This window comes from Paenibacillus sp. BC26, assembly GCF_900116125.1.
Classification (GTDB): Bacteria; Bacillota; Bacilli; order Paenibacillales; family Paenibacillaceae; genus Paenibacillus_Z; species Paenibacillus_Z lignilyticus.
Map to the genome: position 1 here is coordinate 1,064,518 of NZ_FPAD01000001.1, position 21,822 is coordinate 1,086,339.

17 protein-coding genes are annotated in these 21,822 nt (G+C 51.2%); 12 read left to right on the forward strand and 5 right to left on the reverse strand.

From position 1 onward, the window contains the following. Positions 1 to 5 precede the first annotated feature (5 nt). The 4 genes from BM412_RS04460 to BM412_RS04475 all read left to right on the forward strand — a co-directional run bounded on the left by BM412_RS04460 (position 6) and on the right by BM412_RS04475 (position 6,121). Positions 6 to 1,253, forward strand: a complete 1,248-nt coding sequence (locus BM412_RS04460; protein ID WP_256256112.1) for a Zn-dependent hydrolase — start codon at positions 6 to 8, stop codon at positions 1,251 to 1,253. Next, positions 1,240 to 2,484: a pyridoxal-phosphate-dependent aminotransferase family protein gene (locus BM412_RS04465; RefSeq protein WP_091214456.1), complete on the forward strand. Its 1,245-nt coding sequence runs from the start codon at positions 1,240 to 1,242 to the stop codon at positions 2,482 to 2,484. The genes BM412_RS04460 and BM412_RS04465 overlap by 14 nt, the downstream gene beginning before the upstream one ends. Further along, on the forward strand, positions 2,477 to 4,078 hold the full coding sequence (gene ggt / locus BM412_RS04470) for a gamma-glutamyltransferase (protein ID WP_091214458.1): 1,602 nt from the start codon (positions 2,477 to 2,479) through the stop codon (positions 4,076 to 4,078). Before BM412_RS04465 ends, ggt begins: the two co-directional genes overlap by 8 nt. A 165-nt stretch (positions 4,079 to 4,243) precedes the next feature. After that, entirely contained in the window at positions 4,244 to 6,121 is a 1,878-nt protein-coding gene (locus BM412_RS04475) for a methyl-accepting chemotaxis protein (RefSeq protein WP_091214461.1), read from the forward strand. Positions 6,122 to 6,910: 789 nt separating this feature from the next. On the opposite strand, the gene BM412_RS04480 is transcribed toward BM412_RS04475, so the two are convergent. The 4 genes from BM412_RS04480 to BM412_RS04495 form a co-directional block, all read right to left on the reverse strand. Then, the gene (locus BM412_RS04480; protein ID WP_371264713.1) at positions 6,911 to 7,951 is read right to left on the reverse strand and encodes a FecCD family ABC transporter permease; all 1,041 of its coding nucleotides are present in this window, start codon (positions 7,949 to 7,951) and stop codon (positions 6,911 to 6,913) included. Then, entirely contained in the window at positions 7,948 to 8,961 is a 1,014-nt protein-coding gene (locus tag BM412_RS04485) for a FecCD family ABC transporter permease (RefSeq protein ID WP_091214466.1), read from the reverse strand. Before BM412_RS04485 ends, BM412_RS04480 begins: the two co-directional genes overlap by 4 nt. A gap of 84 nt (positions 8,962 to 9,045) precedes the next feature. Further along, positions 9,046 to 10,317 (reverse strand): stalk domain-containing protein, encoded by a 1,272-nt coding sequence (locus tag BM412_RS04490; protein ID WP_091214469.1) that lies wholly within the window; start codon positions 10,315 to 10,317, stop codon positions 9,046 to 9,048. A gap of 119 nt (positions 10,318 to 10,436) precedes the next feature. Then, positions 10,437 to 11,216, reverse strand: coding sequence for a hypothetical protein (locus BM412_RS04495; RefSeq protein ID WP_091214471.1), 780 nt, complete (start codon positions 11,214 to 11,216; stop codon positions 10,437 to 10,439). Between the two features lie 170 nt (positions 11,217 to 11,386). On the opposite strand from BM412_RS04495, the gene BM412_RS04500 reads away from it, so the two are divergent. Continuing rightward, on the forward strand, positions 11,387 to 12,199 hold the full coding sequence (locus tag BM412_RS04500; protein WP_091220180.1) for an ABC transporter ATP-binding protein: 813 nt from the start codon (positions 11,387 to 11,389) through the stop codon (positions 12,197 to 12,199). A gap of 63 nt (positions 12,200 to 12,262) precedes the next feature. Here the strand turns inward: BM412_RS04500 and BM412_RS04505 are convergent, their stop codons facing one another. Continuing rightward, positions 12,263 to 13,048, reverse strand: coding sequence for a (2Fe-2S)-binding protein (locus BM412_RS04505; protein ID WP_091214474.1), 786 nt, complete (start codon positions 13,046 to 13,048; stop codon positions 12,263 to 12,265). A 155-nt stretch (positions 13,049 to 13,203) separates the two neighbouring features. Between BM412_RS04505 and BM412_RS04510 the strand changes: the two genes are divergently transcribed. The 7 genes from BM412_RS04510 to BM412_RS04540 all read left to right on the forward strand — a co-directional run bounded on the left by BM412_RS04510 (position 13,204) and on the right by BM412_RS04540 (position 21,820). Then, entirely contained in the window at positions 13,204 to 13,770 is a 567-nt protein-coding gene (locus BM412_RS04510; protein WP_091214476.1) for a DUF1697 domain-containing protein, read from the forward strand. A 44-nt stretch (positions 13,771 to 13,814) separates the two neighbouring features. Further along, positions 13,815 to 15,425 (forward strand): gamma-glutamyltransferase family protein, encoded by a 1,611-nt coding sequence (locus BM412_RS04515; protein ID WP_091214479.1) that lies wholly within the window; start codon positions 13,815 to 13,817, stop codon positions 15,423 to 15,425. Between the two features lie 33 nt (positions 15,426 to 15,458). Next, a complete protein-coding gene (locus tag BM412_RS04520) occupies positions 15,459 to 16,337 on the forward strand; it encodes a phosphotransferase (RefSeq protein ID WP_143111564.1) in 879 nt (292 codons plus the stop codon). Positions 16,338 to 16,361: 24 nt separating this feature from the next. Further along, positions 16,362 to 16,757 carry a VOC family protein gene (locus tag BM412_RS04525; RefSeq protein WP_091214484.1) on the forward strand — a complete coding sequence of 132 codons (396 nt, stop codon included), beginning with the start codon at positions 16,362 to 16,364 and terminating at the stop codon, positions 16,755 to 16,757. A 593-nt stretch (positions 16,758 to 17,350) separates the two neighbouring features. Then, on the forward strand, positions 17,351 to 18,964 hold the full coding sequence (locus tag BM412_RS04530; RefSeq protein WP_091214487.1) for a response regulator transcription factor: 1,614 nt from the start codon (positions 17,351 to 17,353) through the stop codon (positions 18,962 to 18,964). Next, positions 18,961 to 20,700, forward strand: a complete 1,740-nt coding sequence (locus tag BM412_RS04535; protein WP_091214490.1) for a sensor histidine kinase — start codon at positions 18,961 to 18,963, stop codon at positions 20,698 to 20,700. Before BM412_RS04530 ends, BM412_RS04535 begins: the two co-directional genes overlap by 4 nt. Before the next feature lie 169 nt (positions 20,701 to 20,869). Then, positions 20,870 to 21,820, forward strand: coding sequence for an ABC transporter permease (locus BM412_RS04540; RefSeq protein WP_091214493.1), 951 nt, complete (start codon positions 20,870 to 20,872; stop codon positions 21,818 to 21,820). Positions 21,821 to 21,822: the final 2 nt, after the last annotated feature.

A 21,822-nucleotide genomic window follows, 5' to 3' on the forward strand; every position in this document is an offset into this window, starting at 1 on the left:
CGGTATTGAAGGCAAGCAAAGGGACATCAGGGCTGTTGGCGGAGCTCGCGACGATTGGCGAAGATCCGCGCGGAGGCGTCACTCGGCTGCTATACGATTCAGCCTGGCGCCAGGCGCAGCAAACGGTTGCTCGTATGATGGCTGATGCCGGGCTCGCTGTCGCCATCGATGAAGTCGGCAATGTATATGGGAAGCTGGCCGGATCCGATGCCGCGGCGTCGCATGTGCTGACCGGTTCGCATATCGACACGGTGCCCTGCGGAGGACATTATGACGGCGCTCTGGGAATCGCAGCCGGCATTGCGGCGCTCTCACAGCTGCAGCTGCAGCATGGACAGCCCCGCCGGACGCTTGAAGTGGTATCGTTCTGTGAGGAAGAAGGGAGCCGGTTCCCGCTGGCGTATTGGGGATCGGGCAATGTTACGGGCAGCAAGCGCTTCGATGGAGCTTTGGAAGCGAAGGATACCCAGGGCATCTCGCTGCGCGAGGCGATGATCGGCGCGGGATTCGATCCGGATGCGCATCGGCAAAGCAAGCGGACGGACATCGGCATGTATATCGAGCTGCATATTGAGCAAGGTGAAGTGATGGAGCGGGCGCAATGCGATATCGGTGTCGTAGATGCCATCTGCGGACAGCGGCGCTATTTCGTAGCTATTGAAGGACGCAGCGGCCATGCGGGCACGACGCCAATGGCGATCCGCGAGGATGCATTGGCAGCGGGAGCGGAAATGCTCGTCTGGCTGCGCCAAGCTGCCGTAGAGCAAGGGGATGGTCTTGTGGCAACGGTTGGGAAGCTTGATGTTTCACCCAATATCGCCAACGTCATACCCGGTAAAGTTCGCTTCTCCGTAGACATTCGGCACCGGGATGAAGCCGTGATTACCGCCTTCTGCGAGCGGACGTTTGAAGCATTCAATGAGGCTGCGGCTCGTCATAGCTGCGGGATGACGATGTCGTGTTGGCTGAATGAACGTCCTGCGCCGATGGACGCTGTGATTCAAGAACGCATAGCTCGCCTTGCCGAATGGAAAGGGTATTCGCATATGACGCTCAGCAGCGGGGCCGGCCATGACGCGGGATTGTTCGCGCCGCACTGCGCATGCGCGATGATCTTCGTCCCGAGTCAAGGCGGCATCAGTCATTCACCGCTGGAATATACAGCCCCGGAAGCCATTGCACGAGGCACGGAACTGTTAACTGAACTACTCTATCAACTTGCCTATGTGGAGGACTCCCATGAAGAGATATAAGGATTTATCTCCCTCGCCCCGCATTATACTGACACCGGGTCCCGTCGAGGTTGATCCGCGTGTTTCCAGAGCCCTTTCCTATCCGATGCTCGGTCAATTCGATCCGGAGTTCACGGCGCTCATGAATGAGACGATGCAAATGCTGCGCGAGCTCTTCCGAACGTCCAACCGATGGGCCTACCCCATAGACGGTACTTCCCGCTCAGGGCTGGAGGCGGTGCTAACCGGACTCATCGAGCCCGGAGACCGGGTGCTCGTACCGATCTTCGGCCGATTCGGCTATTTGCTCGCCGAAATTTCGGAGCGCTGCGGCGCGGAAGTCGTGACCATCGAGACGGAGTGGGGCACTGTGTTTGAACCGAGCGAAGTCATCGATGCCATCGACAGACTCAAGCCGAATCTCGTAGCCATCGTACATGGCGAGACTTCGACGGGCCGCATGCAGCCGCTTGAGGCGATTGGCCGAGCCTGCCGCGAACGGGATCTTCTGCTCATCGTGGATGCGGTTGCGACAATCGGCGGTGTTCCCGTTGAGACGGATGAATGGCAGCTCGACGCCGTGATCGGCGGAACGCAGAAATGCTTATCTGTTCCATCCGGCATGTCGCCTATCACGTATAACGATCGGGTAGAGGCGAAGCTCATGCGGCGCAAAAGAATTGAGAAGGGCATCCGGCCGGAAGGATACATCGAGGAGGACCCCTCCTTATTCATCCGCAGCAATTACTTGGACCTGACGCAGCTGCAGGATTATTGGAGTCCGCAGCGGCTGAACCATCATACCGAAGCGACGGCGATGCTGTATGGACTTCGCGAAGGGCTGCGTCTCGTGCTGGAAGAAGGGCTGGAGGAGCGGTTTGCGCGTCACCGCCTGCATGAGCGTGCGCTGGTTGCGGGGCTCGAAGCGATGGGACTAACGCGATACGGTGACGATAGCTGCAAGATGCCTGTCGTTACTTGCGTTTGCATTCCCTCAAGTGTAGACGGGGAAGCGGTACGCAGCCAGCTCTTAGCGGATTTCGGTATCGAAATCGCGAGCTCATTCGGCCCGCTTAAGGGTCAGATTTGGCGGATCGGCACGATGGGGTACAGTTGTCGCAAATCCAATATATTGCTTGGCTTGGCAGCGCTCGAAGCGGTATTGCCCCTGCACGGCGCAAGCATTGCTCCGGGTGCGGCAATCTCGGCTGCGCTCTTTATTTATGCGGAAGGGGCGAAGCCGGATGCATAACCTAATGCCTCGATCTTATCGCGATATGGTGACGACACCGCATTACTTGGCGAGTCAAGTGGGAAGCGCGATTCTCATTCAAGGCGGCAATGCGATAGATGCTGCCGTGGCGGTCAGCGCTGCACTCGCAGTCGTGTATCCGCATATGACCGGGCTTGGCGGTGACAGCTTCTTCATGATCTACTCCGCGCAAGCAGGTAAGCTTGTTGGCCTTAACGGCAGCGGTCGAGCAGCAGCGGCCGCGAATCCGACTCATTTCCTGAAGGATGGGATGAGCCGCCCTCCGGATCGCGGTGTGCAGAGCGCGATAACGGTTCCCGGCATGGTGGATGCATGGTGGGAGGCGTGGTCGCAATACGGCAAGCTGCCATGGGAAGATGTGCTGCGGCCTGCGCTCCGTTATGCGGAAGAAGGCGTACCGATTTCGCGCAATTTGCATGTATGGATGACTCGCGATGAGCAGCTGCTGCGAGCTGATCCTATTCTGCGCGACTTGTACATCGATCCAATAATGAACACCATTCGGCCCGAAGGGGCGAAGCTCAAACAGCCTCAGCTGGCTGATTCGCTGCGCACGCTGATGCAGGAAGGTCGCGATGCCTTCTACGAAGGCTCACTGATGAAAGCGATCATCGATGCGGTGCGTGCGGATGGCGGGTTACTTGCCGAATCGGATTTCACCTCGCACCGCAGCGAGTGGGTGGAGCCGCTTGCTGTGGAATACAGAGGGGTACAGGTCTGTCAAATGCCCCCCAACTCGCAAGGCTTTTCCCTCCTCATGATGTTGAATATGCTGGAGCTGTTTGATCTGAAGCGTATTCCGCGCAGCTCTTCCGCCTTCTATCATTTGGTAACCGAGGTGGTGAAGCGGGCCTTTCGTTACCGGGATATGCATCTCAGTGATCCGGCATTCAGCTCGATTCCGCTGGAGCTGCTGCTAAGCAGAGAATTGGCGGAGCAGCTGGTCGACGAGATACGGAATAACCCCGCGCAGGCAAGTGAATTTGAATCCGAGCCCGCAGGTCAAGATACCGCATATGCGGCGGTAGTCGATGAAGAGGGGAATGCCGTGTCATTCATTCAAAGCCTCTATTATGATTTCGGCTCCGCGTATACGGCTGGACAGACAGGCATTATTTTGCAAAATCGCGGTTCCTACTTTTCTCTGGATCATGCTCATCCTAATGTATTGGCACCGGGAAAACGTCCCTTCCACACCCTTATGCCCGGTATGGCGCTGAAGGATGGGAAGCCGATTATGCTGATGGGCACGCAGGGCGGAGAAGGGCAGCCGCAGACGCAGCTGTCGCTTATTACCGCAGTATTGGACTACGGCTGCTCGATCCAAGAAGCCATTTGCTTACCGCGGTGGGTGTACGGTCGCACTTGGGGCGACGATAGTGATCGGCTTCGAGTGGAGAACCGCGATCTCGGCGATGCCGCTGAGCGATTGAAAGCTTGGGGACATAAAGTCGATGTGGTAGAAGGCTGGGACGGCATGATGGGTCAGGCGCAAGGTATCCTGATTGGCAGCGACGGCATCATCAGCGGCGCGGCGGATCCAAGGGGAGATGGACTTGCTATAGGCAGTTAGCCTACATAATTCGGATGATAAACTAACATTTCCTTAACTTTTTTGATAAAACTCGTTTTGATCTAATTTTTAAGCATAACCTTCTTAAACATTTACCGCTTAAACTTGGAGATAGCTGGGAGTCAACCAGAAACTATTCACTTCAAGTAGGGGGCAAATCAAGAGATGGTTAGAAAAGCACTTCAACTGTTCACATTCCGCAAGTTAGCAACACGGTTCTCAGCAGTAACCCTATTCATCATGATTACCATCGTAGCAGCCATGTCAATCGCACTTTTCTTGCCAAACTCCACCTTGTTTCGTAATCAGATTGATCAAGAGTTGGCGTTAACGACAGAAAATATAGCCACTTCATTTGATAATAACCTGCAGGTAGAGTTAACCAAGCTGGAGTCCATTGCAAGCTACGCGCAACTGCTTGGCCCTGACAAAGCCCGCCATTTGGAGCTGGTTAAAGCCTTTGCTTCGCAGCACAAAGAATTTGGGCAAGGCGTTTCCATCTCAATGGATCTGGAGGGCAAGAACGCCGTTTTAAGTACGGGTTTGAGCATCGACCTATCGGGAAGAACTTATATTCCCCAACTGAGAAACGGAGAGTCGGCGATTGCGCCTCCTGCACGTTCCAAGGCCGATCCGTCGACTTTGATTGTTCCTTTTGCAGCTCCGCTGATGAAGGATGGCATTACTTACGGTTTCTATTCCTCGGCTATTGAAATCAATGAAGCTACGCGCGTTATCCGTGATACGAAAGTCGGAGACACCGGCTATGCAGTTCTGCTGGATATGAACGGGACATTAGTCTATTATCCGGATGCCTCTTATATCATGAAGAAAAATATTGCTGATCTAGGTGTCCCTGAGATTACTGCGGCGTTTGAGTCGGCGAAGCAAGGGAAACCAACCGCCTATTCCTATGAATTTGGCGGCGTGAAGAAAATCGGTTTCGCTTACGGAACCGAAACCGGCTTCGTGACCATGCTTGCCGTTCCGGAGAGTGAACTCATGGCCCCCATCAATAAAATGATGCGCACTACGCTGATCACGGCGCTCGTTGTGGCTTTGGCCGCATTGATCGCGATTTATGCGTTTACTACCAGAATGGTTCAGCCGATCATCTACATTACAGCGATGGTGAAGAAGCTGTCGACCGGCGATTTCCGTCCGAGAATCGAAATTCGCTCCAAGGATGAACTGGGTGAATTAGCCGCCCATATGAACGGGATGCTGGATGGGTTATCCAGCATGATCGAGCAGGTTTCGAAAGCCTCTGTGGGTGTTGCTTCTTCCGCTGAACAAATTACGATCAGTACAGATGAGGTAGCCAAAGGCAGTGTAGATCAGGCAGCGCAAGCAGGCGTTATGTCTGAATTGTTCGGCAGTCTGGATAACTCCATCCGATCCGTTTCGACCAGCGCAAGGGAAGCGAAATCACTATCCGGTGAAACGGTGAACATTGCAAAAGAAGGCACGAACCTGATCAATCAGACGATCGGTCAGATGGACGAAGTGAACCGGCATATGGCACAGCTGGAGAGCGATTCGCGCAAAATCGGGGATATTAGCGGGGTTATCAACGATATTGCGGAGCAAACGAATCTGTTGGCCTTGAACGCGGCCATTGAAGCAGCACGTGCAGGCGAACAGGGACGCGGGTTTGCGGTCGTTGCGGATGAAGTGCGCAAATTGGCTGAACGAAGCGGCGACGCGACCAGACAAATCGCAGGAATCATAAAAGTCATGCAGAACAGCGCGGAGAAGAGCGTGCTTGCGGTCGGTGAGAGTGTGGCCCAGTTTGCCAGAACGCGAGATTCCTTCGGTGATATCGTCCTGAATGTGCAGATGACCTCTAGCAAAGTCGAGGAAATCTTCAAGGACAGCCAGGGACAAGCCGCTGCATCAGGCGAAGTTATGCAATCGATCAGCTCGGTTGCGGCGATCAGCGAACAATCCGCAGCGGCAGCGGAAGAGACGGCCGCTTCCTCGCAGGAGCTGTCCTATATGGCCGCGAAGCTTAATGAATCGGTTGAGAAGTTCAAATATTAATCGTTCTCGCGATGCGAGAATAGCGGGGGACGTGCCGGTGGGCACGTCTTTTTTATATTGGCAATATGAATTTTCCTGCCCCCAAATAGTCCAAAAAACTCTAACGAATCGTACAGGTCTTATTTGCCCCAAATTAGCCCAAATAAACTTCTAACGAATCGTACAGGGCTTATTTGTGGGTTTTTGGGCATTTGGAAGTCGATTTCACCGAAATAAGACCTCTACGATTCGTTAGATTCTCGGAACCTCGAAATCCGGCAAAATAAGACCTCTACGATTCGTTAGCTTTTCGCGCCGCGTGGAATGCGAGTTCTAGAAGTAGATGGTGGAGTGCAGAATGTGTGACGTGTGACGTGTGACGTGTGACGTGGAATGCGAGTTCTAGTAGTAGATGGTGGAGTGCAGAATGTGTGACGTGTGATGTGGAATGCGGATAACGGATGTAGATTGCGAATGTAGAATTCGTGACGTGTGATGTGAAATGGGAGTTTTGGATATGGATTGCAAATGTAGAATGTGTGACATGTGATGTGGAATGTGAGTATTGAATGTAGATTGTGTGATTTGTGAAGTGTCGTGACGCGGAGACAGGAATGAGAGATGCGAGTTGCGCTATGCTGCGCAGGTGAAACAACGCGCTATTTGCCCCCAACTAAAAACGCGCAGGACTCAAGGTCGTGCGCGTCTTATCACAGTCTGGCCGCCGCCTTACGGCAGGTTGGCTGCGAGTTTTACGATATTTTTATGCAAGGTTATACTGCGAGTGTTCAACTAGCAGGTACGCCGGTTCTATGCATTTCTATTGCGATAGAGCAAGAAGATGAAGAACGGCGCTCCGATGCCTGCTGTAAAGACGCCGACCGGAATGTCGTACGGCAAGAACGCGGTGCGGGCGACTGTATCCGCTAGTACGACCATGAGTCCGCCGATCAAGGCAGCGATCGGAAGTACGCCGCCGAAGGCCGGGCCTACGAGCTTGCGAGTCATATGCGGTGCGATCAACCCGACGAAAGAGATGGCCCCGCCGACCGAAACCGCCGCGCCGGCTAACGCGACGCTGATCATGAGCAGCACGAAACGTTGACGCTGCGCGGCGCTGCCTACCCCTTTGGCAATATCATCGCCGAGCTGCAGCACATTGACGTTCCGCGCGAACAGGAAGGAGAGGGGGATAAAGACGCAGACCCATGGCAAGATGGTCCATACCATTTTCCAATCGGTGCCGTAGACTGTACCCGTAAGCCAGACATAAGCTTGCGAAGCGGTATAGATCGGATTCATAACGAGCATGACCTTCGTAACCGATGCAAGCAGAAAATTGATGCCGATGCCGATGAGCACGAGGCGTATTGGCGTTACGCCCTTCTTCCAAGCGAGCAAGTAGATCAGGATCGAGGTTATGCCTGCGCCGACCATAGCCGCAACCGGCAGCCACACGATGCTAAGCGTACCTGAGAGGTAACTGATAAAGGCGACTGCCGCAACAGATGCACCACTCGTAATGCCGATAATGTCCGGTGAAGCAAGCGGGTTGCGTATGATCCCTTGCAAAATAGCACCGGCGACGGCAAGCGAAGCCCCTACCAGAAAAGCAGCGATAATGCGCGGCAGACGGAGCGTATGGATAATGAGCTTATATTCTTCCGTTCCTCCGCCGACCAACGTTCGGATAACGTTCATTGGAGAGATGCGCATATCGCCGAGCGCTGTGCTGACCAGTAAAGACAAGAAGCTTGCCAGCAGCAGCCCGATCGTGAGCTTGACCGTCTTTTTATGTAGGAAAAAGGATACCGGAATCTTACTGAAGCGGATAAAAGTAAAGTTTCTCAAGATTTAACGATCCCCTTTCTGGCGATCACGATGAACGCAGGAATCCCTATGACAGCGGTCATGACGCCAACCGGCAGCTCTTCGGGCTGCACAATAAACCTGGCGCCGATGTCTGCTGCAAGTACCAGGATACCGCCAAGCAAGGCGCTGTAAGGGATAATCCAGCGATAATCGTTACCGGCAAATAAGCGGGCAATCGTCGGAATGATGAGTCCGATAAAGCCGACGGGTCCTGCCACAGCGACGGAGCTGCCCGCCAGCGCCATAATAATGATGCCTGCGGCCAGCTTTATGATTATCGTCCGCTGCCCCAGTCCTTGCGCCGTGTCATCGCCCATGGTTAACACGTTCATATGCCGTGAAATCCAGAATGCCGCAATCCAGCCCGCCGCCATAAACGGCAGCACAGCCTGAAGCATATCCAGGGAACGGCCGGCAACGGAGCCCGTTAACCAGAACATGACTTCGTTTAAGCTTTGCTCATCAAGGACAAGCATGCCTTGCGTGAAGGAGGAGAATAAGGCGCTTAGTGCTGCACCTGCAAGTATGATTTTGAGCGGCGTCAGACCGTCACGGCCTATTGATCCTAAGAGGTAAACCGCCAAAGCAGCGACTGCGGCACCAAGGAAGGAAACGCCGGTAAGAATAGGCAGTGAGCTGATCGATAACATGGTTACGGTGAATACAACAGCAAACGATGCGCCAAAATTGATGCCAAGCACATTCGGATCAGCAAGCGGATTGCGCGTTAATCCTTGGATCAACGACCCGGCAACGGCCAGACTCGCCCCGATGGCGGCTGCCACGAAAGCTCTTGGCGCACGCGAGGTTTGGACAATGATCTGCTCGTTCGAGGATTCATCGTAGTGAGTGAAGGAATGATAGACATCCGAAATCGAAATCGGAGTTGCGCCAAATACCATACTTGCAATAATAAAGAGGACCATTATAACGAATCCAAGAAGTAGACCTGTAATCTTAGCCGGAATGCCGGCAAACAACCTTTCCATGCTCGTCGCTCCAGTCCCCTGACGCACGAAAGAATGAGCCGGTCGGCCCATTCTCTCAGACGTACTTATTGTAGATGCTGTCTCTTATAGATCGAAGTAGAAGTAGAGATCGTCAAGCATCATTTTCGCGGCAGTTGCACCGCCGGACATGTTCCATGTGATGTCATTGACTTTGTAATACTTGTTGTTCTTAACCGCCTTCAGATTCTTCCAAAGCGGATTCTTCTGCCATTCTTGTTGGGATTTGAACTCTTCGCCCTCACCATAGCTTGATGTGATATCGAAGATGACGTCCCCGTCCATAAGCGGAATTTGCTCTTGGGAAGTCAGGTTCACAAGCACCTTGCCATCCACCTTCTGGGCTTTAGGACGCTGCAAGCCAACTTCTTCCAGGATATTGCCGGCAAAACCGGTTACATAGAAACGAGCCGTGTTATCGTCTTGGAAACGAATGATCGATACTTGCGTGCTTGCGCGGCTGCCGAGCTTGGATTTAAAGTCAGCAACGCGTTTGTTCCAGTCCGCCATGAAAGCAGCGGCTTTGTCTTCTTTGTTGGAAGCCTGTGCAGCCATCTGCATGTTCGCTTTCCAGCCGAATACTTCTTCAACGAAGATCGTAGGAGCGATAGCGGAGAGCTGATCGTAAATTTTCTCGTGGCGCGTTTTGGAGCCGATAATCAGGTCCGGCTTCAGAGCAACGATGGCTTCCATATTCGGCTGCAGCTCGCTGCCGAGGTTTGTAACGCCGGCCATATCCGCGCGGAGGTAGTGGTACCAAGGCGTTTGAACCCAAGATTCAACTGCACCGACCGGTTTCACGCCGAGCGTAAGGGAAACGTCGACCCCGCCGTTAAACAAGACGGCAATCCGTTTGGGTACAGCATTGAGCGTTGTTTTGCCCATAGCATGGGTGATGGTGCGTTTGCTCTCCAGGTTGACTGTCTTGGAGCTGCCGTTCCAATTGACCCACAAGCCGAATGCTTCACCAAGGAAGCGAAGAGGGACAAGCGTGCGGCCGTTCTTCTCGACGGCTTTCGCATCGAGGGTAACCGATTTGCCGTTGATTGTCGCTTGGTTGCTGCCAATCGTCAATTGCACGGTCGTTTTGCCGCGAGTAACGCTAAGTTTCTTAGAGGCTTGATCAAAGCCGATCTTCGCATTCAGCTTCTCGGACATAAGACGATAAGGAATCATAGTGGAGCCGCTGATGACTTGCGGCGGAACGTCGAAGGAAAGCTTGCTGCCGTCAAGAACGACGCTGATTGGTGATTCTGCCGCTGCGGTGAACGGAATGGAAACGATCGCCAGAATGAAAGTAAGCGATAAAGCGAGCGTACGGAATACGGGTTTAAACATGGGGGAAGTGCACAACCTTTCGATTTATATTGATAATGATTATCATTGTCACGAAGAATGATAGTACAAGTTCACTTCCGATGTCAATACAAATTTTTCCATGGAGGGAAGGGTGAATATTACTTCACGCCGGCTTTATCTGCAAGCTGACGGAACCCTTGATACAGCTCATAGTCGATTTGCAGCATGGCGGTCTGATCGATCGTGTCAGCGCTTTTCAGCTCGGACAGCTTGACGATTTTCTCATCCAGAAATTTAATCATATCAGGAGCTGCTGTTTTGACATCTGCTTTCATAGCGTGCCAGCCGGCGATGATTTGATCGGAGACGGATAAGATCTGTTCAGCGTCGTTGTTCTCAGCATGCTGCTTTAAGTCTTTCACCTGCGATCTGATTTGTTCGATGGATTTCTTGAACGCTTCGGAAACTTGCTTCGCTGCCGCCTTCTGATCCGCACTGTTGTCCATAATGGAATCCGTAACGGCTTTGTTTGCATCGAGGTTACTCTTCGTAGCTTCTTTTACTTTCTGTTCGACCCTCGTTGTTTTCTTGGGCGGGGCGGGTTTCTCTTCTGCCGGTTTTACATCTGACTTGGGAGATTCACTTGTTACTTCGGACGATTTGTCATCGCCTTTATCCTGTTCCGTTACGGCAGGGGCATCGGTCACGACAGCTTCCTCGGTACCAGCGTCATTGGCTGGAACTTCAGCCTCAACGTTCTCCGGTTCCGCTGCATTTGCCTCCGCTTCCTGTGCGTCCAGTAGTGCTGCTTCCTGGGATACTGCTTTACCGTTATCGTTCTGTTCGCCCGTGAGCGAACGATCTGCGCCAGGTGTATGATTGCAGCCTGCGGTCATTAATGCGGCCGCCGCAATGGCGATGACGAAATAGCGTTTCAACCTGATTCCTCCTTAGGAGTGAGAATATGGAATTAAGAAAACAATACTAAGCTAGTTTAGTTCAAGTGAGAACCATTTTCAATACTTTTGTGATAATGATTTTCAATTGCATTGACAATGATGATCGTATGCTCATACAATCGATGGTAAAAGAAGGAGTTGAGCGCCGCGTGAATGCTCTTGAGACCGACCAATTATCGGTAGCATACGGGAACCAATTTATATTTAAGGACTTGAATGTCGCGATCGAACAAGGTAAAATCACGGCGCTAATCGGCAGCAACGGTTGCGGGAAGTCTACATTGCTGCGCACGATGGCGCGTTTACTGAAGCCTCAGCACGGCAATGTGCTGCTTGAAGGCGATAACATCGCTTCGCTGGCGACGAAGGAAGTGGCCAAACGGATGGCGCTTCTGCCTCAGGGACCGACTGCACCCGAGGGACTGACCGTACTGCAGCTCGTAAAACAAGGACGTTATCCTTATCAGAGCTGGCTCCAGCAATGGTCGAAGGAAGATGAGCGCCATGTCACATTAGCCTTGCAGACGACGGGGTTAACGGATCTGGCGGAGCGAACGGTTGATTCCTTATCAGGCGGACAAAGGCAGCGTGCATGGATTGCCATGGTTCTGGCACAGGGCACGGATATCATACTGCTGGATGAGCCGACCACTTATTTGGATTTAACGCATCAAATCGAAGTGCTTGATTTACTGTTTGAGCTGAATGCAAAGGAGAACCGCACGATCGTGATGGTGCTGCATGACATTAATCTGGCTTGCCGTTACGCGCATCATATCGTGGCGATCCAGAATCATCGTGTCTTTGCAGAGGGACCACCCGAGGAGGTTGTAACCTCCGGCATGATCGATGCTGTCTTCGGCATGAAAGCAGACATTATTCCCGATCCCTTATTTGGTACTCCGATGTGTATCCCGCATGGGAAAGGCAGATCCTTATCGTTAGGACTCGTTCATGCATAAAAAAAGCGGCTTGCGTAAGCAAGCCGCTTTTTTTATGTGACTGTAGGGCAACTCTTTGGCTGATTATGCATGGGATTTCAGGAATTTCTCAATGCGCAGCTCGTCGGTAATAAGCGGGCAGGTGTAGCAATAAGGATCGTCATCGCCCGGGAGTCTGTAATTCATGCAGCAGGCTCTGCGCACCAATATACTGCGGCCCTCATGCAGCGGATCTTCAACGGCCCGAAAGGTGCAGGACATGGGATTGACGTTGCGGCCGGGCAGCCAAGCCGGCTCAAGCCTTCTTGTCGCATATTCGAACCATTGCTCAATGCGTGCGGTAACCGCCTCAGAAGGAGATTCGCGCAGCCAGGTCTGCTTCCAATGGGCGAGCAAATAAGCAATCGTATGCCACATTCCGGCTGTGGGAACACCGGTATGGTTTACGACAGCTGCTATTACTTGCGACGCATGGTCGTGGAAAAGATGCCGCAGATAGGCTTCGTCTTGTTCCTCCTCGTTAGCCAATACGGCGATTTGCACCACAGCTGCATCACTCAGCACATAGAACTTCACATTGGCGCCGCTCTGAACGAAATTGAGATTGTTAAACGAGAGATCAAGCGGATAGCGATGATGCAGCCACGTATAGACCGCTCCGGCAAATAAAGCGCAATATCGTTTCCAGAACAACATGCCGACCGTCTTGCTGTCCGGTGCGTTAATTTGTGAGGCAAATCGGTCAACCAGTTCTTTAATCCGTATTGCAGTGTCATTTCCTTCAAATGAATATACGTTCGTATCGACGGATGGCGCGCCGAAATTAAACTTATGCCGGTTTACGATAACAGATGGATCAAATGGGAGCATGGGCGTTTCTCCTGACCTATGGTTTTAAACTACGATTATGATAATCGTTCTCATTTGTATTTGTCAATGAATTCCTCCTGAACCTATACGCCCCAGACGCGCGAATATGGTAGACTATTGAAAAATAGCTTTTACAGAAAGTGGTGTAAGCGTAGATGGCGATTCAGATTGCTTTGTTGCGCGGTATCAACGTTGGTGGGAAGAACAAGATTAAGATGGCAGAGCTGCGGGAAGCGCTGGAAACACTGGGGTTATCGCGAGTTCAAACGTATATTCAGAGCGGCAATATTTTGTTTGAGTCGGATGAAGATGAACCGGCATTGCGCGGGAAAATCGAGGCTCTGATTGAGAGCAAATTTGGTTTGTCCATTCGCGTCATTATTCGCACAGCAGATGAACTTGTAGCAATGGCTGCCAATCGGCCATTCTCGGATGAAGAAGTGGCGGCAGCCGAAGCTTCTTTTGAAGGGGAATGCCTCTATATTGCGATGATGCTCGATACACCGCAGGCGAGTAAAATTGAAAAGCTGGAGAGCTATGATTTTAAAGAGGATCGTTATGTGATCGCAGGCAGGGATGTTTATTTGTTATTTCGCCAAAGCGTGCGGGATTCCAAGCTTTCCGTACAAGTGGACAAGCTGAACGCGCCGGTGACCGTACGAAACTGGAATACACTGACGAAGCTTATTGCGATGTCGCAGGAAATGGGTAATGCCAATTAAGCGGTGCAAATCTCACGATCTACACGTTAAGGGGGAAGCCTATCATGTTCAATCTATCGGAGTATCCATATCCATCGAGAAGGACGGCAGTCGTAGCTAAGAAAGGAATGGTTGCCACTTCGCAGCCGCTCGCTTCTCAAGCGGGACTTCGCGTATTGCAGCAAGGCGGAAATGCCATTGATGCGGCGATTGCAGCCGCTGCATGTCTTACGGTAGTAGAGCCGACAGGCAATGGCATTGGGAGCGACGCGTTCGCGATAGTTTGGTATAAAGGGCAAATGTATGGATTGAACGCGAGTGGAGGAGCGCCTGAGCTGTTGACGCCGGAAGCGGTTCGGCAGCGGGGATTCGAGGCGGAAATGCCGTCAAGCGGATGGCTGCCGGTGACCGTTCCCGGTGCGCCGGCTGCCTGGGCCGGTTTATCCGCTCGATTCGGCGCATTGCCATTCGCGCAACTGCTCGAATCCGCAATTGATTATGCCGAGGGCGGTTACCCGGTTTCACCGGAGCTCGCGTTGAAATGGCAGCGTGCTCACGAGGTGTATTCGCAGAGAAGCGGGAATGATCCTGACTTCGCAGAGTGGTTTCGTGTCTTTGCCCCGAATGGACGAGCACCGAGGGCCGGCGAGATGTGGCGGTCACCGGATCATGCGCGGACGCTTCGGCTGATTGCGGAAACCGCGAGCGAATCGTTTTATCGAGGCGAGCTGGCAGAGGTCATCGATCGGTATGCCAGAGAGAGCGGAGGGCTGCTTCGCAGCACCGATCTTGCACCGTTTCAACCGGAATGGGTGGACCCGATTTCAGTGGCTTATCGAGGTTATGACGTATGGGAGCTGCCTCCGAATGGGCAAGGACTTGTCGCTTTGATGGCTTTGAATATGTTGAATGGACTGGATCTATCCGGTTATGAGAGCTCTGACAGATATCATGTGCAGATCGAAGCGCTGAAGCTGGCCTTTGCAGATGGGAAGCATTATATTACGGATCCTAACCGAATGAAAGCAAGTGTGGAACAGCTGCTGTCCCCTTCCTATGCCGCACTTCGCAGCAGCTTGATCGGAGAACGGGCTTTGATGCCCGAACCGGGGCAATTGCCTAAGGGCGGAACCGTTTATTTGGCTGCTGCTGATGGAGAGGGGAACATGGTTTCTTTTATCCAAAGTAACTACATGGGATTTGGTTCGGGGATTGTGGTGCCGGGAACCGGGATCAGCCTGCAGAACAGAGGAGCTTCCTTCTCCCTTGATCCTGCTCATGCCAATGTGCTGGAGCCGGGGAAACGGCCTTATCATACGATTATTCCGGGTTTTATTACGAAAGACGGAGCACCGATCGGCCCATTCGGCGTAATGGGCGGCTTTATGCAGCCGCAGGGTCATCTGCAGGTGATCTCTCACTTATTGGATCATCATCAGAATCCGCAGGCTGCGCTTGACGCGCCTAGATGGCAGTGGATGGAAGGCAAACAGGTTGCCGTTGAAGGTGAGCTGCCGAATGATATTGTAGAAGAGCTTAAGCGCAAGGGCCATGAGATTCGGATCGTGCGAGATCGTAAAGCGTATGGCTGTGGACAGGTTATATGGCGGGATGAGAATGGCGTCCTGATTGGCGGAACCGAACCAAGAACAGACGGTTGCATTGCTTCTTGGTAATGATAGATCGAGTGGTTGAAATTCGATAATGGAATGGAGTGTGTGAACAAGATGGAAGCAGAGCAGACGGCGAGTCCGGATATCTGTAAAATCATTCAAGAGCTTGCAGTCAAACACATCATCCATCCGGATACCAAGCTTATGCATCAGGTGAGCGGCACGACAGAAGGGCGCGTTTACATCCTAATGGTGGACGAGCAGCCGCGTTATGTGCTGAAGTCGGAAGAAGCGGAGTATTTGTCAGTAGTGTCGCAATTTCTGAGTGATTATGCGGCTAGTGCGCTGCTGCCTAAGGTTCATTTTACAGCCCCGGATAACTCTTATATCGTCTATGCATTCGTGCCCGGCACAACAGGTGACGAGCGCGGACTAAAGCAAGAATGGTTGCCTCGTTTAACGGTGAACCTGTTGAATCATTACCGGGAAGTGGAGCAGTCGGACCCTTCTTTAGTATGGGATGATCATACGCTGAATGGTTTGGATTTTGCAAAAAACGAAATGGGAAGCTTGCTCCCGGAAGCCGATTTTGAACTGGTGGTTTCCATTGCGATAAAGCTGCTCGTGTACAGGGAAGCACGTCCCGATTATTGGCTTCACGGCGACTGCGGCGTTCATAACTTCGTGTACCGCGAACAGCAGCTGGCGGGGGTTATCGATCCGACTCCGATGGCCGGACCGCTGCTCTATGATTTCATCTTCGCATTCGTTTCTTCGCCGGACGACTTGACGATGGAAACGCTGCTTGCGGCATTCGAGCTTCTTGACCATGAGCCGATGGAGCGCGAGGAGCTGGTATGGGAGGTCGTGGTTGGGCTTTATTATCGGATTGGCGTGTGCTTGCTACACCATCCTCATGATCTGCCGGCGTATCTGGAAGCATGGAATTACTGGAAAGCACTTGTACGGGAATAGGATTGTCAATGAGGGGGGAAGCGGATGTCGCAGGTTCGGTCGCAATCTACAGCAGCATCAATCGCACCATGGATTTCGGTTCGCAGTGCGGTTGAAGCTTTAGCATTCTACGAAGCTGCATTCGGCGCGGTTGAGCTCTACAGGCTGGAGGAAGAAGAGGGAAAGCCGGTTCTAGCGGAACTGTCGGTGCAAGGAGCGGGCTTCTGGATTCAAGAGGATCCGGAATCTAGTCCGAATCCGGATGTGCCGGGCTCCGTTCGGATGATTCTTACCGTGGCTAACCCGGACGCACTATTTGAGCAAGCAATCTCGGCAGGTGCTGAGGTAGTTGCGCCAGTCAATGAGGGCCACGGCTGGAGAATCGGACGGCTGATTGACCCGTTCGGGCACCATTGGGAGATTGGCAAGAGGTTGGTGTAGCAGCTTTGCTGCAGAGGAACAAGAGGCAATCTTAGGAGTTTCATCTACTGCTCACTTGGATCAAGAGCTGTCTCTATCATCGTTTAGATGATAGGGGCAGCTTTTTTCATTGGGTAACGATCGAAGAGAGGTACGGTGTACCACTTCTTGGCGCGAAATGGTAGTTCGAAGTAGAAGAGAGGGTACTGGATACCGCTCTTGAGCAAGAGTTGGCGGTTTGAGGTAGAAGAGAGGTACTGCGCCGCCGGTATAGCTCAATAGATAAGTAGCTCATCTAGGGATCCTCTTCATCAGAAATTTGGATAAACGAGAGAAAGAAGCTCCTCCAGGGATCTACGACGGCGTAAAGTTGGAGTAATGGGAGATAGTAGCTCGCCTAGGGATCTACATCGACGAGAATCCGGCGAGTGGAGAAAATTTGCACGGCGACGAGCCTGCGAGGCAGCCACACGTTAGAGGCTACCGCGGCTTGCGTCAGCCAAAGGTTAAGCTCTGCACCACAATTCAGCGCACCAAAAACATCTTGCTATTAAAACGCTTTCACTATATTTTTAGGGTAACAGAATCAGAAAAAGGGTTTGAGGGGGACTAGCATGTATAGGATGTTCATCGTGGATGACAACAAGTACGAGCGTAATGGTCTTAAAAATCATATTGATTGGGCATCGCTTGGCATCGAAGTGGTGGCAACTTTCCCGAATGGCGCGGAGGCGCTGGAACGAATTGATGAACTCAAGCCGCATCTCATCGTAACCGATATCGCGATGCCGATTATGAACGGCGTCCAGTTATCGGAGCACATTTATCAGCGGTATCCCGATATAAAAGTTATTTTCATCAGCTGTCACAGCGATTTCGAATTCGCCAAGTCCGCCGTCGACTTGGGCATCTACGGCTATGTTCTCAAACCGATTATTGCCGATGAGCTCGTGACGGCGGTCAAGAAACTCGTCCATGATATTGATATCAAGCATTCGCAATCGATGGAGAAAGAACGCATGCTGCAGCAGCTGGAAATGATGCTGCCGCTCGTACAAGAGCAGTTCTTCAAAGAACTGCTGCTCGGGAATTTCCATAACGAAGCCGATATTATCAAACGGATGGCGTTCCTGAAGGTTGCAGTCCGGCCGCATGACCGGATTCATGTGCTGTCGATCCAGCTTCACGAAGCAGAAGAGAAAGCGATCGATCATGGCGTGGCGGATGCGTATTTCGTCTCCTATTCCGTCAAGAGAAGCATTACCTCGTTGAGCACAGGCAACCGTTATATCTATCCGATTCAATTCTCCCCCCTGGATTATGCCGCCATTATCTTCGAAGCGGATGATGAAGACAACATCATGAATACAGCCGTAGAAATCAGCATGGAGATCAGCAGAAGAGTCGAGCTTACCGCTATTACAGGCATCAGTAAAGTTTCCGAGGAGATCGCGGATATCTCAACACTATATAAGCAGGCACAGAAAGCCGTCCACACCCGATTCTACAGCGGCAGCAACCCGATCATCACCTTTGAAGAAATCGAAGACCGCACGGATGTCCCGTTCGAGGATCTCCCCAATCTCGAAGCGGTTTATCAGGATTTGAAAACACTGATGATCTACAGCACGGCTGCGGACGTCAGAGAGTTTGTGGATAAATACCTGGGCGATCGGGTATCCCGGCATGATGCCAATTATGTGAAGAGCTTTGCGTTCATGGTCATGAATATTACGCGAATTATTTTACAGGAAGCTAATCAAACGTTCCGGGATCTGGCGGAGGACGATATGAAAATATGGAAACAATTCAGCCAGCCGGATACGCCGATCCATGTGAGCGAGAAGATCTACCAATGGCTGATGTCCATTATCGATCGTTTGTCTGAGAAGAACACGAGTAAGAATACGAAGGTCGTCGATACGATTATAGGGATCATTAAGTCGAAATACCACGAGCAGATCACGATCGAGGATATTTCAAAGTCAGTCTACTTAAGCGGCAGATATGCCAACGCGCTGTTCAAGAAAGAAGTTGGCAAAACGATTTTCGACTATGTCATTGAAGTACGCATTGATGCGGCGAAGAAGCTGCTGAAGGACAAGGACAGCAGAGTGGCGTCCGTTGCCGAAGAGGTCGGCTACATGAATACGTCGTATTTCTGCCTTGCATTCAAGAAGAACGTCGGGATGACGCCTGCTGAATACAAGAGTAAGGTTGTCTTATGATCGGGAAGCTGTCGTATCGCCATAAAATCGCCGCGATCATCTTCGTGTTTGCTTTTCTGCCTATGATTATTCTCGGTTCCTTGATGATTCAGAAAGTATGGAGCGCCAAAGTACAAGAGATTATTAACAAGAACGACATTCAACTGACCAGCAGCGTGAACGGGATAAACAGTCTGCTGTCTTCGAACATGGATAAGTTGATGGCGATTAATAACAACTTCTATATTTTTAATTATTTGGATACCAAGACCGATCAGAACCTTGTTGGGGTTATGAATTTCAGTGACTATTTGCAGAGCGTCATTAATGCAATGAAGTCGGATAATCGGGATGTGAATTTCCAGATTTATGCCATCGAAGATACGAACTATGATGGGGATTATTTGCGAAGCATTCAGAACCTGGAGAACGTACGGGTAACGAACGGCGTCAGTTTGAAGGATGAAATTTTGCAGTATGACGACTCCCAAATTTTATGGAAATACCGGACGATTAAAGCCCAATTCAGCGATGTGGAATCTAATTATCTGTTCGGCTACAAGAAGATCATGTCGCTTGGCAAACCGCTGGCTATTATTGAGCTGCAAATTCCGATACAGCAAATTACGAACTTCTTCACCTATGAAATTCCGGAAGGCAGTTATATCGTTTACGAGGTCGACGGGAAGAAGCAATGGGTGATAGGCGAGGAGGAAGAGTCGATCCCAGAGGGGGATTCGGCCGGCGACGACTATTATATTATCGACAAAGAGCTGAAGCCGGGGATCGGCGACATCTCGATGTTCGTTCCGAAAAGCCTGGTATTCCAAGGATTAAAGGGTTATTTGATCACGGTGCTCGTTATTTTCATTTTCCTCATCGGCATTCTGTTCGTTACGGTCGAGATGGTTTCTTATTTCCTGACGAAGAAGCTGGAGGCACTCTTTAGAAAAATGAACACCAATGTCGAAAGCTTAATCAGCAGCGACAGCTTCGTGCCTTTCGAGGAAACGGAAGATGAATTCGGGAAAATGGGACGGATTTTCTACGAGCTGACGATGCGGATCAAGGAATATTATCGCAAAATTACCGACTATGAGCTGGAGAAAACCGTATTGGAGACGCAGCTGCTGCAGGAACGGTTCAACCCCCATTTTCTGTACAATACGCTCTCGACCTTCAGATGGATCTATAACGATCCGAAGGTTCATGAGGTCGTGGATTCAATGGTGAAGTACTACCGCATTGCATTGAACAAAGGAAGCAGTATCATTACGATTGAGCAGGAAACGGAAATGATCCGCGAGTATTTGCGCTTGCAGATGTTTGCGTACGGCAATGATTTCGATTACGACATCCACATCGAGGCGGACACCGGGCAGCAGCTGGTGCTCAAGAATTTACTTCAGCCGATTGTGGAGAATGCGTTTCTGCATGGGATAAGCGGACGAGAATCAGGCGGTCTCATTACGATTCGCGTCAGCACAAATGACGACAACGAAACGATCCGCTTCGAAATTGCAGATAACGGACTTGGAATGGGACCCGAGAAGATTAAGCGCATACTCGAAGGTGCGGAAGAGAGCAAATACAGCGGCTACGGGATGAAGAACGTCCGCAATCGGATGGAAACCTATTATGGCTCAGGCTACGGTCTTGAAATCGAAAGCGAGCCCGGACGAGGAACGAAGGTTATTCTTACGACACCATCCAATTACAGTGCCGATCGGATGGATGTAAAAGCCATTTCAGCGTAATTAACAATGACCTTATTCCGATTGCGATATCGGGATAAGGTCATTTTTGTGAAAATAAGGAGATCCTTATTCTGTTATTTGTAATCCGTATTTTTACTATTTCCAGAAATGAAAGCGTTCTATAATTCAAACATACAAGAGAAAAGCAAGTGACGAGAGAGGAGGGAATATGTTGAAAACGATTGCGACTCAAGTGCCTGTGAAGAAAACGGTACGTGCCAGAGTGTTTAAAAACATTCAGACGAATATGTTCGGTTACCTGCTAATGCTGCCTTCCATCGTTTTGACTTTCATATTTTCCTACTTGCCGATGCCAGGATTATTGTCAGCCTTTCAAGACTACAATATGTTCGCCGGTTTATGGAAAAGCGATTGGGTGGGATTGGTTCATTTCAAGGAAATCTTCCAAATTCCAATGCTGTGGGGTTCCATTATTAATACGCTGAAGCTGAGCGTGCTCACTATTCTCGTCGGATTCCCGGCGCCGATCTTACTGGCGCTCATGATAAATGAGTTGAAGAACGGCTTGTACAAGCGAAGTGTTCAAACGCTGACTTATCTGCCTCACTTCTTGTCCTGGATCGCCGTTGTAGGTCTCTGCTACTCCTTCTTCGATTCCTACGGACCGCTGAACGACCTGAGAGTTGCGGTGCTAGGTCCGGATACGGAGCGGGAAATGTTCCTGTCCCAGCAAGGCTTGTTCCTCCCCTTGCTGCTGCTGCTAAGCGTGTGGAAGGAAGTCGGCTGGGGAACGATCGTATATCTCGCAACGATTACTTCCATCGACCCGCATCTCTACGAAGCCGCTAAGATGGATGGCGCCAATCGGTTCAAACAGCATCTGCATATTACATTGCCGGGGCTGAAGCAAACGACGATTCTGCTGCTGCTCTTCACACTCGGAACGTTGTTCGCAAGCAATTTCGAGCTCGTCTACGGGATGCAGAACGCTTTTATTAACTTCGATGTTATCGCAACCGTTATCTTCTCCTCGGGTATTCAACAAGGCAGCTACTCTTTAGCTACTGCGGTTGGATTCGCGCAAGGGTTGGTCGCATTGCTGCTAATCATCATTGCAAACAAAATATCCAAGAAAATATCAGGCGTATCGATATGGTAGGA

Excerpts from the sequence above, each read along its gene's own strand:
- BM412_RS04490 (WP_091214469.1), bottom strand. The coding sequence starts at position 10,317 with ATGTTTAAACCCGTATTCCGTACGCTCGCTTTATCGCTTACTTTCATT.
- BM412_RS04525 (WP_091214484.1), top strand. The coding sequence starts at position 16,362 with ATGTCGCAGGTTCGGTCGCAATCTACAGCAGCATCAATCGCACCATGG.
- BM412_RS04540 (WP_091214493.1), top strand. The coding sequence starts at position 20,870 with ATGTTGAAAACGATTGCGACTCAAGTGCCTGTGAAGAAAACGGTACGT.
- BM412_RS04485 (WP_091214466.1), bottom strand. The coding sequence starts at position 8,961 with ATGGAAAGGTTGTTTGCCGGCATTCCGGCTAAGATTACAGGTCTACTT.
- BM412_RS04505 (WP_091214474.1), bottom strand. The coding sequence starts at position 13,048 with ATGCTCCCATTTGATCCATCTGTTATCGTAAACCGGCATAAGTTTAAT.
- BM412_RS04475 (WP_091214461.1), top strand. The coding sequence starts at position 4,244 with ATGGTTAGAAAAGCACTTCAACTGTTCACATTCCGCAAGTTAGCAACA.
- BM412_RS04465 (WP_091214456.1), top strand. The coding sequence starts at position 1,240 with ATGAAGAGATATAAGGATTTATCTCCCTCGCCCCGCATTATACTGACA.
- ggt (WP_091214458.1), top strand. The coding sequence starts at position 2,477 with ATGCATAACCTAATGCCTCGATCTTATCGCGATATGGTGACGACACCG.
- BM412_RS04510 (WP_091214476.1), top strand. The coding sequence starts at position 13,204 with ATGGCGATTCAGATTGCTTTGTTGCGCGGTATCAACGTTGGTGGGAAG.
- BM412_RS04535 (WP_091214490.1), top strand. The coding sequence starts at position 18,961 with ATGATCGGGAAGCTGTCGTATCGCCATAAAATCGCCGCGATCATCTTC.
- BM412_RS04515 (WP_091214479.1), top strand. The coding sequence starts at position 13,815 with ATGTTCAATCTATCGGAGTATCCATATCCATCGAGAAGGACGGCAGTC.
- BM412_RS04530 (WP_091214487.1), top strand. The coding sequence starts at position 17,351 with ATGTATAGGATGTTCATCGTGGATGACAACAAGTACGAGCGTAATGGT.
- BM412_RS04520 (WP_143111564.1), top strand. The coding sequence starts at position 15,459 with ATGGAGTGTGTGAACAAGATGGAAGCAGAGCAGACGGCGAGTCCGGAT.